This window comes from Salinisphaera sp. G21_0, from assembly GCF_017744115.1.
Lineage (GTDB): Bacteria > Pseudomonadota > Gammaproteobacteria > Pseudomonadales > Endozoicomonadaceae > Endozoicomonas.
On the sequence record NZ_JAGHQW010000090.1, the window covers coordinates 1 to 13,144 of the forward strand.

Sequence of the window (13,144 nt, forward strand, 5' to 3'; positions counted from 1 at the left end):
CGATTCGTTGCAGCCATTGTTCTTTAGTGGTTTCTGGATTGGTCATTGGAGCCTCCATGTAATCAGAGGCTTTATGATCCTTGATCAAATCTGAGCAGGGTAGGACGTGGGTTATTTTGGCGCTTACATTAGTTGTTTGTACCTCTCCCACCTCATGGTCAATTGCTCGTGCGATAACATGCTGTATCCTCACCAACTCAGATGATGATCGATGATTAAGCAGCAGTGGATATCGTTGTGCAGAAAAATCAGCTTCAAACTGACGAAGTGCATCACTACGGGCTCCAGCCCAACCCATAATCCTCTGCTTATAATCCCCCACCACCGTTACAGATGTTTCACTATGACCAAAAGCTGACAACAGGAAGTCATACTGGCCAAAAGTCGTATCTTGGAATTCATCAACGAAGACAAATGGGTATGTCGCTTTTATAGCTCTGCATACATGATTATTAGTACGAATGATATATTCCGCTAGCCTATTCAAGGTAGTAAAGGACAGTCTTGATTTGTCGTTGCTGGAAGCGCTTATTTGCTTAAGTAACCAGTTAAAAATGATATAATCTTTGGCAGATTGAGGCGCTTGGAGACCACCTGCAGGAATCCTCCAAGTACCAATTGTGTTGCTTTCAAATGTCCTATCATCCAACTGCCTAACTGCTGTTGCGATCACAGCCCGGTAATTATCAGGAACACTGCGTTCTAGTTCCCTCCAAAAATTTCTTACCTGTGTGCTATTCGGATAGATAATTTCATACTGTTTTGATGGCTTCCAGTCGCCATGAATTGCAGAATAAAACCGGTCAACTAGATTTTTGGTAAATGCATCGAAAGTCATCGAAACAAATCTGTGGCCAAGTTCCTGAGAGCAACGTTCTTCCACCCGATCAGCAAGGTTTTTTGCAGCATCGGTTTTGAATGATATAGCTAAAATTTTCTTGTTTTGCGGGCACAGGCCTGTCTCAAGCAGATATGCAGCCTTTTGCGCTAAAAACTCTGTTTTTCCAGCTCCTGGGCCTGCAATAACGCTTGTGGATTCCTGACGTCTTAGTGCCAGCCAAGCATTTGGCTCAAGGTCGTCGACACCTTTGGGTCGCCAGTGTTCTGGTCGGATAAACTTCACTCTTCCCCCTAGCCTTGAAGAACTGCGTGTATAGACCGAACTAAGGCTTGCAGCTCTTCAGGTGCACACTCAGCTAACTGCTCTGAAGGAATTGTTCCCAGCACTCGAATGTGCGTACTTGGTTTGCCTCTACCTAAGAACAAATATCTGTACCACCGCAAATTTGGCAAGTCATTTGCGTAGAATTCAGGATGCCCCTCATCTCCCAGAACAGCGATGCCCGGTTGGCCTTGTGTAGATGGCCCCGAAGAACTTTCGTCTGGAGCAGTTCGATATTGATCTGGAAAGGCTCTTAACATCGAATAATCAATGTCCAATGGGCTTGAGAAGTAAACATTGTGATTTCTGAGTGCAGCAACCCAAGTGTTGATACCATCAGAATTATCATCTGGGAAGGTATCAAATGCATCAAGATTACGTTGGTATCCTAATGGGTCAGGATCTTGAAAAATTGCGCTTGGATTAACACCATACTCTATCAGCTTTGCACATGCGTTTTTGATCCTTCCCCAGCCACCACCGTGCCTTCCCCAATCCAGATCCAGCAATGTGACAAAAGGTATCTCTAGGTCCGTCAACAAGCGCCACATATGATTCACATGACGACCCCCTAATGGAACCATTGCAACAAAAGACTTATCTATTGGTACACCCATAGCTTCTGATATAGCAGGAAGGATTACCTCTTCTGAAGCCCCTTCTCCGAGAACAACAACCTTAGCGAAGTACAGCTCTGGATAGGCTTTTACTGCTTGCTGGATATACTTTGCAGCTTCATTCCCATCATCGGGCAAAGCCAGTTGTCGAACAACTGTCGTATTTGGCCCTGATGCCAGTCTGAAGTGCCTTACTTGTGTTGGTTGAATTCTGGCGAGGATGCTGGGTGAATGGCTTGATATCACGGCTTGTGCCCGTAAGCCATGAGTTAGGCTGGTAACCTGACTTATAATTCGAGATAGATAGTATGGAGCCAGATTGTTCTCCGGTTCCTCAAGCGCCAAAATAGTCAACGAGGGCAGTGGTAAGCTTGCACCAAGAAAATCCTCCCGCTCTGGCTGAGCCAAGATCTCAGCTTCAACATCGAGAGTTGTTGAGGTCATAGCAATGTGAAACAACGAGCTTTGGCCATCACTTAACTCATCAATGCTCCTGTCCCGGCCACTTTCATCTGGATGCAAAAGCACCTCAACCTTTCGCACAAACTCTTCAAAGCGCAGGTCTACCGGACGAAATTTAGGTGTGCTGTCAGTCCCTGCGGAATGCAGCTCCTGCCAGCGCTCAGTCAGCTTTCCGGTGACGGTACTAATCGCATTTTCACCCTCAAAGGCATCATTAAGCTCCGTGGCCTTTTCCCTAAAAGATGTACGAACTTGTTCTGACCAGTTAATAGCCTTCCAAAGCCGTCCTTTCAAAAATGCGGATACCTGAGAAACAGCACACCTTGTCGCTGGCACATAAATCAATTGGATTCGAGAGCGATCCGCTGGTCGTACATTATGAAAATTAGCTTCTTCTGGCTCTCCCCATGCTGTAACTGCCCGAAACTGGCTTGTAATATATCCATCTACTGAGCCATCATCTTCCCACTCCGCGTCCAAGCGCAAACGGCACTTCAGTTTGCCACCCTCATCTGGCACACTCATATGGTGAAAGAAAACTGGTATTGCAGAATGATCACCACCTTCGTTGTCCAACTCAGGGAAGGCAATAATGGCTTCGAGGGATAAAGTTCGTTTACTGGGAGTTTCTTCTTCCGTAGAAGGAATATGAAAATCCTGGCGACGAATAGCCCGTTGTTCATTGGAAATGCCAAACATTCGCTGCAGGGCCTGCATCAAGACCGTTTTACCTGCACCGTTTGCTCCAACCAGGGCGATCAGATCAGGGGCAACTGCTATGTTTTCCCCTTCTGGGCCAAAGCTCCTAAAATTTTTTAGCTTAAGTGTTTCTAAATACACTGTGTTTTTCCCTGTCTAATCCATAACCGTTCATCGTGTAGAGCCTCTCGGACACGCTCATCACTAGTAACGTCCAGTCATAAAGCTTGTGTTGGCTCACGGATTACAGACGGTTAGCAATGTGAAGTGGCTATCTACCGGGCTCAGAACCTTTCAACCTTTCGGGCCTGTTCAAAATCGCGTCTCTCATGGAGCTTTCGCTTAATGAAGTTCAGCGACTCATCAATACGAATATGATCCCTGGCTGAATCATTGATGGCATCTTGCAAACGATTAATCTTTGACTTCGAAAACTTTGTCTTGGATTCAAAAACAAACAGACTATCCTTACCCGATGCTTCACCGTTCTCCTGATCGAACCGGAACCCTATCACATCGCTTCCTTTGGGTGACTCATCCCTGACAACTTTGGATGACCAGCGTATTCTGGGAAGCCAGAAGCCTAAAAACCATTGGAGGTAATCACAAACCAGAATTTCTCCAAAGTCGCCAGCACGTATGCCAGGTCCCAGTTTACTGCTTTGACAGGGGAAAATGGTGTTATTCAGGTAGTCTGCGCACGAAAGTCTGCCACGGAGAAAGTCGATATCGCTATCCAGGCAGTAGTGATTCCGGAAATGTCTGGCCCATGCTGAGAGCACTTCCTCGTCATCCGCATGGCGAAACTCCCAGAGTTCAATCTCTTTACCATCAGCAGTCTTTAACCGTTCACTAGTATCGACAAGCCATTTTTCAACATGCTCTGAAGTCCAAGGCATTTACTTCTCACCCATGGCAATTAAACACTTAGATCCTGAATGGCAAATTCATCATCGATTTCAAACAGGGCTGGCGTTGAGCTTTTCACGCCAATGCCGTATTCCATCAGAAGCGTTACCAGTTGCTCGCCATTCATTAATGCGATTGGGGTCTTGTCGGGTTGAGCTGCCTCGTTGATCGCTCCCGGACTGAAGCTGCTGGTAGTAATGATTAGCCCTTGCTCATGGACGCCAAGACTGCCACGAACCTGCTGTACGACGGGAGCTTGAATATTATTTTTAGGTTTCCATTTTTTAGCCTGTACTGCCATTTTAATGCGGACTACATCGCCAACCACCAGGATTCCACGAACATCAATGCCGCCATCACCGCTGAGCTTGGTGACTTCGACACTTTCAAAACCCATTTCTGCCAGCAAAAGTGAAATGAGTTCTTCAAACTCTCCGGGCTTCATAGCCAGCAGTCGCTCATGTAAGGCCTTGCGAACCTGATGATTATGCTGCTCAATCTGGTAGGCTAACCCTCGTTTCATCCATTGACTTAAGCCAACATAACCCTTGCCGTGTTGAACAAAACGCGGCTGATCCCCACGTTTTTGTTGCCTTTTAATCTCGGTAATCACCTGAGCATACATAGTGGCTTCTGGTGTTTTTCCAGCAGTGACCAGCCAACCTTGTTGCAAAGCCTGCTGGGTGATCTCCTTATAATGCATAGGCTTTTTGTTACCAAAATTCTCAAGTACTTTCTGAGCACATTGAGTGAATGAAAAGCCATGATTTTCAGAGGCGGATTCCACCGGTTTTTCTACAGCCTTATGAACCAAACCATCCGAGATTGGCATTTCACCACTATTCCGCAGCGCAAATACCTGAGGGCCAACTTTTACAAAAGCAGAGTCATCCCCTTTATTCTTGATATCAGAATAAATACGGGCGCTAACGGTAGCATCCGGTGTTTTACCTGCCGACTGCCATAGACCATCAGTGATGATCTGTTGAGCGATATCTTTGGCATGCAGCGCTTTCCCCGCCTGCTTTAAAACCTGAATGGCAGCGGATTTAACATCCATGATTAGCTCCTGGTGAGGTTGGTCCTGAATCTTGCTGATAGGTCACACCAAAGGTAGTGTCGCCCAGCCATTTCCTGAATGAAGGGTTATCGCTGAACTGCTTGAATAACTCGGTATTATCCGCCAGCAGATCAATCATTACCCGTTGCAGGGCAGCATCGTGCTCTATTCTGGCAGTCTTCTTATCGTTATTTTTCATGGCATTCTGGTAGGCTGCGTCGGCCGCTACCTTGGCCGGAATTTCTTCGGCAATAATCTTGCTGACTTTGTCCCCATCCCTCCAGTCGATACTCCCGAACTGGTCATTAAATGCCTTGATAATATTGCTCAGTTTATCCAGTTCCGGCTCTGGCTTGCGGCCACCCCCGCTGGTTGGCACCGGGCCTATTTCGGCATCCTGATCTTGAAGACTGATGCTCTGGCTGCTTTTTACCTCGACGCGGTAACTGTCCATATCAATGGCCTCCAGTATGCCCCGGGAGAGATCTTCCTCCCTGGGAGCCGGAAGCTTGGGAATCAGAAAATTCAGAAATATGGAGAGTTTTTCCCAATCAGCATTTGAGTACGGCAGAATGGAGGCCAGAAAGCCATAAGTACGGACAAAGGCCTTGGCTTTGCTCTTAAAATCAACCTGCCCGTCTTCATCAAGATCAGTATTAAAGGTTGCTACACAAGCATCGAGAATCGGGTCGAGTTTATCCCGGTCTGCACCGTCCAAATAGAGTCGGACTAAATCATCAATTTGTTCCGGTGTGTAGACTTGATAGCCATCCAGATCTCCTTTCAGGTCATGCAATTTATTGGGGTCGGTCTCATCGCTCAGAATAGTTGTGCGATAGTACGGCTCGAAAGATTTCTTAATCGAATCGGCATCGTTATAGAAGTCGAGCACAAAGGTGTCGTATTTCTTGGGATGAGCGCGATTAAGCCGGGAAAGTGTCTGCACGGCTTTGATGCTGGAAAGTGCTTTATCCACATACATAGTATGCAGTAGAGGCTCATCGTAACCGGTCTGGTATTTATCAGCCACGATCAGAAACCGATAGGGGTCTTGTTGCACCTTGTCTGGAATCTGACTGCTGGGAAAACCATTTAAGATCGCTTCAGTGACTTTTTTCCCACCAAAGTCTTTCTCACCGGAAAAAGCGACGATGGGCTCATAGGGGCTTTTCCGTTCTTTCAGATAGTCCGTGAAGGCATGGAAATACTGAATAGCCCGACTAATGCCATTGGTGATGACCATGGCACGGGCCTGCCCACCGATCTTCTTGTGCCCCATGACCTGAGCATGGAAGTGATCCACCATAATTTCCGCTTTCTCTCGAATGGCGTGATCTTCGGACTCGACATAAGCGCGTAACTTTTTCTGAGCCTTATTGGCATCAAAAAGCGGGTCATCCTCGACGGTCTTGGCCAGACGATAGTAACTTTCAACAGGCGTATAACTTTTCAGGACATCAAGGATAAAGCCTTCCTGGATGGCCTGCTTCATGGTGTAACTGTGGAATGGGTGATGCTTTACCTTGCCGTCTGCTTGTGGCGCAGGCTCACCAAAAATTTCCAGCGTTTTATTTTTAGGGGTAGCGGTGAAGGCGAAATAGCTGGCGTTAGCCAGCATCTTCCGGTCTTCCATGATTTTGTTAATCTTGTCCTCGGTGGTTTCCTCTTCATCTGTCCCTTCTTCAGTATCTCCTGCTGCTAATGCCATATTCATCTTGGCAGCAGTGCGGCCACCCTGGCTGGAGTGTGCTTCATCAACAATAATGGCGAAGGTACTTTTGCGATGGCTGTCGCCAATCTCATCAAGGATAAACGGGAATTTCTGAACCGTGGTGATGATGATCTTTTTTCCCGCTTTAAGGAAACGGCGCAAGTCACCAGAGCGTTCAGCATGACCAACGGTAGCGGAGACCTGGGCGAACTGTTTGATGGTGTCGCGGATCTGTTTGTCCAACACCTTGCGGTCTGTGACTACGATTACCGAGTCAAACAGCGCCTTGCCCGTAGCATGAGAAGACACTATGCCGGTATGTTCCAGTCCGATAAGTTGATGTGCCAGCCAGGCAATGGAGTTGCTTTTGCCGCTGCCTGCTGAGTGTTGAATCAGATAGCGTTTACCAACACCCATGTCCATTGCATTAGCCAACAGAAGGCGTACAACTGTCAACTGGTGATAGCGGGGAAAAATCTGCTTGGACTTCTTCCTGCCCGTTTTCTCGTCCTTTTCCTCTACCACCTGGGTGTAGTTTTCCAGAATATCCGTCAGCCCCGGTTTAGAGAGTGTCTCCTTCCACAGGTAATCGGTGGCCAGACCATCAGGATTGGGTGGGTTGCCAGCGCCATCGTTAAAGCCCTTGTTGAATGGCAGAAACCAGGAAGCTTTGCCCTTAAGGTGAGTACAGAAACGCACCTCATGGTCATCTACGGCAAAATGAACAGCGCAACGCCCAAACTGAAACAGAAGTTCTTTCGGATCACGGTCATTCTGGTATTGCTGGACAGCATCCAGAACGGTCTGTTTGGTCAGCTTGTTCTTGAGCTCAAAGGTGGCAATGGGCAGGCCGTTAATAAAGACCCCCATATCCAGTGCCAGCGCAGTCTCGGTTCGACTGTAACGTAGCTGGCGGGTAACGCTGAAGATATTGGCGGCAAACCGTTCCGCCGCTTTAACATTCCCCGGGGTTGGCGAGCCGTAGAAAAAATCCACATGTGCAGGGCCATGTTTGATACCCGTGCGCAAAACGTCAACCACACCCCGTTTGGCAATCTCTCCCTGGAGCCGATGTAGAAACTGGGTACGTTTGGGGCCTTCATGGAGAATACCCAGCGTCTCGCAGGTGTCTGGTTGGGTTTTACCCAGAAATTGCAGCAGTTTGGCCAGGTCTACAGCGTGTTCCCGGTCGAAATCCTTCGGGTCTCCCTGAACGTATCCGGCATCCTCGACCAGTGAATTAACGATAAGGGATTCCAGACCTTTTTCACTGGTGTCAGATGGTTTCATCCATGTATTCCTCATCTTGGTTGATTTCATCAGAACCTATGGGGTTCTCATCTAATCTCAGAAGCTCTTCCTCAGAAATTTTTGGGACTTCAACATTGCGAATGTCTAGCTGACCTGTGACAACAGCGGAGATTAGGCATGTCTGGTGTTCGAGCATTAGCTCAACTTCCCGCTGGGCTTTGATGATAGTTTGGTTAATAAGCTGTGTTTCTTCTTCTATGTATTGAATAATAGGCTTCTGTTCATCCATTGGAGGCACAGCAACTGGATGATCGCCCAGATCCTGTTGTGTCATACTGGGAAGTGCTGTTTGAGTGCTGTAAAAATCGAAAGGAAAAGATAATGCACAATAATGAAGAAACTTGGCGGATATATGCTTAGACACCACTGTGTAGAACATTGTGTCCACAGTCCAAAACTTGCCAGAGATATATAGAGGTTTGTCTACTGTTCCCTTTCTCCCGAAGAGTACTGACTCGCCGTCATACATAAACCGTGATGCGTATGCGAACTGCCCTCCTGATCCTATAACAGGGTAACCGGACTCAGCTTCAACTTCTTTGTAATCCTTTCCGTTTTTAATACGAGCGAGGAACTTAAGTCTACGGACATCCCAATGTTCAGGAATATCAACTAACCATTCCACACCACTGGGCTTGAGTTTGACATGGGGATCAAGTCCACGGGTAACGGCCTGATTGATGACGTTCTGTTTTTGTTCTTTTAGAAGTGTAATCAGCTGTTGCTTATTGCGGATAAACAACTGCACCTGACTGCTTATGGCGTCAAGGTATTGAGTGATTTTCCGCTGTTCCTCTACCGGTGGAACTGGCGAAGGCATACGCTTGAAGTCTTGCCAGTAAAGACGATTACGGTCTTTTACAATCCCCCGTGAATAGGCATCAACTTCGTTCATATAGGCAGCGGTGCGGAACAGATAGCTGTAGTATCGGCAATCCACATCAGGGAACGGGCGAACAACCACGTAAGCCGGGCTAATCAGGCCATCGACGGGAGCCACACCAACCGCTCCCTGCCACATACGCATCATGTTGTAGGCAATATCACCCTGGGCAGCCCGTTTGTATTTTTCCCGGTCCGACATCACCTGCTTGCGCTTCATGTTGTCCATATCACGCACGCGAACACCGGTTCTCAATGAAACTTCAAGGATGGGTAACGCCCCAAAACCAGTCTCATTACGCTGAGCAAACAAACGACCATTTCTGAATACTTGCCAGTGTGCCGGAATTTTCCCAAGAAAGGGCTGGCCGGAGTTCTTGTATTCTGGATAGGGAGCCAGCTTCATCACTCCGCCTCCCCGACAATCTGTTCCAACAGCCCTTCGGTTTCCTGCTCCAGGGCGTAGATATCGGCCTTGATCTCATCCAGTGTGCGCATGGGAGCAGGCCGGTAAAAATGGCGGGTAAAAGAGACCTCATAACCCACCAGAGTTTTGGCAGGGTCAATCCAGGCATCCGGCGTATAAGGCAACACCTCCCGGCGGAAAAAGGCTTCGATACCTCCATCCTCCAGCAGAGGCACCTGCTCGCTATCCCGCAGGTCGGTATCGGGCTCATACTCAACCACACAGGCTTTGTCATCGACCTCGCTTTCATACAGGCCGTAAATAGAATCTGCTGCGACCTTGCCCGGTTTATGAATCTTTTTGATCACAGGTTCGGCATCTTCACGAGTTTCACACAGTCCACTTTGCAGCAGCTTTTTGCGCTTTGCGGTGAGCTTGACCCCATGCTTTTCGGCATCGACGAGACAGGCTTCCAGAAAATGATTGAAATCAAGATGCGGTCCTGCGCCAAGCTCAGCAGCAACACGATTGACCAGGTTGGCCAGTGGTGCTTCTTTAGCGTTACCGCATATCGTTTCAAACTGCTCAAGTCTGGCCGGGGCAAGATCCACGGCAAGTCGCAGCGGTCGATCCACCGTGACCTTCCAGTAACCAAAGGCTTCATTGGGAAAGATTTTCGATTGCTCGCTCTCAACAGGATTGACCATCAGATCAACAATGGTTTCGATCTGTCCATTGGAGAACTCACAATTTTTTTTGCCAAGGTTTCGGCGTAACGGCACATGCCATTCGCTGGCATCAATCAGTTGAACCTTTCCTTTGCGCTGCTCACTCTTGCGGTTGGTCAGCATCCAGATATAGGTGGCAATGCCGGTGTTATAAAAAATGTTCTCCGGCAGGGCGATGATGGCTTCCAGCCAATCATTCTCAATAATCCAACGCCGTATATTACTTTCACCCTGACCGGCATCGCCGGTGAATAGTGATGACCCGTTGTGAACCTCTGCGATACGGCTGCCAAGGCGGGTGTTCTCTTTCATTTTGGTCAGCTTGTTGACCAGAAACATCAGCTGCCCGTCAGAAGAGCGGGTAATCATCTTGTATTCAGGATCATCACCATGTTGGGTGACAAAGCGCGGATCCCGGATATCGCTTTTACCACCGAGCCTTTCGAGATCACTCTTCCAGCTTTTGCCGTAAGGAGGATTAGAGAGCATGAAGTCAAACTCCTGAGATGGGAAACCATCATCAGAGAGTGTTGAGCCATACTTCATGTTTTGTGCTTCGGAGCCTTCCCCTTTTAGCAGCAGGTCAGCTTTGGAGATGGCGAAGGTTTCCGGCTGTATTTCCTGACCATAAAGATGAATGGAGACCTCTTTGCCATGGTTTTTGGCCAGCTCGGCAAGTCGTTCTTCAGCCACGGTTAACATACCACCGGTACCGCAGGCACCGTCGTAAACAAGATAGGTACCGGATTCGATATCATCGGCCACAGGCATGAAGATCAGGTCGGCCATCAGCTTGACCACATCACGGGGCGTAAAGTGCTCCCCGGCTTCTTCATTATTGTCTTCGTTAAACCGACGGATCAGCTCTTCAAAGATGGTACCCATGGAATGGTTGTCCAGGGCCGGGAGTAACTCATTACCCTCTTCGTCCTGAACCGGCTTCGGGCTTAGATTGATGCGGTTGTCGAGAAATTTTTCTAACAGATGGCCGAGAATATCCGCTTCAATCAGCGTCGGGATCTGATTGCGAAACTTGAACTTATCCAGAATCTCCTTCACGTTGTCGGAGAATCCATCCAGATACTCTTCAAAGTCGGCTTTTAACTGTTGTTTTTTGGCGCGGTTTTTCAGATCACGGAGGGTGAACGGCGAGATGTTATAAAACGCTTCACCGGAGGCCTGGCAAAGCGCAGCGTCCTGATTGGCGATACCGGCGTTATCCAGTTGTTCCTGCATGGCCAGTACACGTTCTTTGCTGGGTTCCAGTACGGCATCCAGACGACGTATGACCGTCATTGGCAGAATAACGTCGCGATATTTGCCACGCACATAGATATCCCGCAGCACATCGTCGGCAATACCCCAGATAAAACGCACAATACTGTTATGGATTTCATGGTTCATAGCCGGGTGTTACTCCTGGGTTATCTTTTGGGTGCTTCTTTTGGGTAACTTTTTGGGAGGCGCAGGTTCAGCAGCTCCGCCCGCTTTAACCCAGGCATCAAGCTCATCTTTTTTGAACTTCCAGCGTCGGCCCAAGCGGTGGGCTGGCATACCCTGTTTATCGATCCAGCGGTATACAGTATCGCTGCTCACACCAAGATACTTACCGATCTCGTCTACCGATAACCAGCGGTCTTCCACCTCGGCTATTTGTTTATTAACCATGAGAGTTATCAAAAGCTGTCTTGCAAAATCAAAAGAAGTGATGAAGGAATGCGGGGAAGAAACTCCCCAGTCAAAATATAAAACAGATGCCCAGTGTATTTTGAGTTTCGCCGACTTTCAAACGGTTTTACCCGCATAAGGGGGCAAAGGCATGGTTTACTGGGCAATCCTATAAATTTTCATGTTGTAATCACTGAAAATGTCGGCATCGCCCAATATGCGAATAGTTACTCAGGCGACAGGTGTTCCGCGTTCTTGCACTCGCTCTTCAACCAATGCCATTTGCCCCTGAGAGGCAATAGATTTCACCAATGAGTAAAGTTTCAGAGAGCATGACTGGTGACTGTCTTCAATAATGGCGGCCATGGCTTTATCTGCAAAGTCGTCAGGTGAGTATATTGCTGCCGCAGCCTTAAGGTAGGCGGTGTAGTTTGCCTTTTCATCACCGGGGTACATCCATGAACCCAGTTCATCAGCGAAGACTATTGAGTCATCATAAATTTGCTCGAAGAGGTCATAGAGTATTTCAAAACCTTCGACAGCGGCGTGGTAATCCTGTTGCTCAGAGAGCTTGTTACATTCAATGAAAAGCTCGTCCAGTTTGGCAAACCAGGCGTCTGTCTCTTCAGGGATATCCATATAATTTTTGGAATTTATGTCACCGGGGGCGTAGTAATTGCCAGCAAGGGAGCTTTGTTGAAACGCCTTTATCGCCACCAGAGTTTTCTCTGGGGATGCGGGAAAATCATAAGACTGATCCCTGATAAGTGGGCCAAATATTTGCTCCCGCTGGTTGGTAGTCATCAGCTCCCAAGCGGTATCAAGGATACTCAGTAACTCTGGCTGGTCTTTCTGTTTAAGTATTTTTAAGAGGATATCTTTGTTCATGGTAGCGCCAAAAGTGCAGTGATCAGCTGCTTACCATAGGTGAAAATGTCAGTATTCCCAGTCAAAAAAATCTCTCAGCTTGATGCCTAATGCTTTGGCGAGCTTGTTCATACTACCCAGGGTAATATTTTTTTCTCCTCTTTCAATATCGCCAATGTAGGTACGATTTAGGCCAGCACGATGGGAAAGTTCCTCTTGTGTAAGGCACTGCTCCTGCCTGATCTCCCGTAGACGATTTCCAAATGCTTTTTGAACGGTGGCCAAATTCGTATCCTTCTCAATGAAGAGAAAATACTGATTTGCACCATGCTTTCTGCTCTACCGTCTATAATGGTCATTTTGTATCTTTGTTAGAAAACTCCGTAGTAATGCTTCGGCGGGAGTAGCTGGATATGGGCAGGAAGACAACCACTAAAGCCTTTCGAGAACGTGCAGTATCAATGGTTCTGGCGGGCAGACAGCGGACAGTGTGGCTGAGGAGTTAGGTGTAGAACCCCACAAAGTACGTCGATGGTTTGTAAGCGCCAATTTAACCAGCGTAATAGCCAACCCTACCAGATCAGCTTATTCTTGAGATGCCTTCACTGCCCAGGGTAGAAGCTGCTCCAGTTTCTCAACCGTGTCCGCATAAGGCAGCTCTT

Annotated in this window: 10 protein-coding genes; all 10 read right to left on the reverse strand. The window is 47.8% G+C overall.

The features are described from left to right. Positions 1 to 1,123: UvrD-helicase domain-containing protein (locus J7439_RS23875; RefSeq protein ID WP_209204561.1), on the reverse strand; the 1,123-nt coding region annotated here is incomplete at its 3' end. An 8-nt stretch (positions 1,124 to 1,131) separates the two neighbouring features. Further along, positions 1,132 to 3,081, reverse strand: coding sequence for an ATP-dependent nuclease (locus J7439_RS23880; RefSeq protein ID WP_209204562.1), 1,950 nt, complete (start codon positions 3,079 to 3,081; stop codon positions 1,132 to 1,134). A 143-nt stretch (positions 3,082 to 3,224) separates the two neighbouring features. After that, on the reverse strand, positions 3,225 to 3,839 hold the full coding sequence (locus J7439_RS23885) for a Hachiman antiphage defense system protein HamA (RefSeq protein ID WP_209204563.1): 615 nt from the start codon (positions 3,837 to 3,839) through the stop codon (positions 3,225 to 3,227). Positions 3,840 to 3,859: 20 nt separating this feature from the next. Next, positions 3,860 to 4,909 (reverse strand): HTH domain-containing protein, encoded by a 1,050-nt coding sequence (locus J7439_RS23890; protein WP_209204564.1) that lies wholly within the window; start codon positions 4,907 to 4,909, stop codon positions 3,860 to 3,862. Further along, a complete protein-coding gene (locus tag J7439_RS23895) occupies positions 4,899 to 7,910 on the reverse strand; it encodes a type I restriction endonuclease subunit R (protein WP_209204565.1) in 3,012 nt (1,003 codons plus the stop codon). Before J7439_RS23895 ends, J7439_RS23890 begins: the two co-directional genes overlap by 11 nt. After that, positions 7,897 to 9,219, reverse strand: a complete 1,323-nt coding sequence (locus tag J7439_RS23900; protein ID WP_209204566.1) for a restriction endonuclease subunit S — start codon at positions 9,217 to 9,219, stop codon at positions 7,897 to 7,899. Before J7439_RS23900 ends, J7439_RS23895 begins: the two co-directional genes overlap by 14 nt. Further along, complete coding sequence (locus J7439_RS23905; RefSeq protein WP_209204567.1) at positions 9,219 to 11,351, reverse strand: type I restriction-modification system subunit M; 2,133 nt, start codon at positions 11,349 to 11,351, stop codon at positions 9,219 to 9,221. The genes J7439_RS23900 and J7439_RS23905 overlap by 1 nt, the downstream gene beginning before the upstream one ends. 9 nt (positions 11,352 to 11,360) lie before the next feature. After that, a complete protein-coding gene (locus tag J7439_RS23910; RefSeq protein ID WP_209204570.1) occupies positions 11,361 to 11,600 on the reverse strand; it encodes a helix-turn-helix domain-containing protein in 240 nt (79 codons plus the stop codon). 246 nt (positions 11,601 to 11,846) lie between these two features. Next, a complete protein-coding gene (locus J7439_RS23915; protein ID WP_209204568.1) occupies positions 11,847 to 12,503 on the reverse strand; it encodes a hypothetical protein in 657 nt (218 codons plus the stop codon). Between the two features lie 48 nt (positions 12,504 to 12,551). Beyond that, the gene (locus J7439_RS23920; RefSeq protein WP_209204569.1) at positions 12,552 to 12,767 is read right to left on the reverse strand and encodes a helix-turn-helix domain-containing protein; all 216 of its coding nucleotides are present in this window, start codon (positions 12,765 to 12,767) and stop codon (positions 12,552 to 12,554) included. Between the last annotated feature and the right edge of the window lie 377 nt (positions 12,768 to 13,144).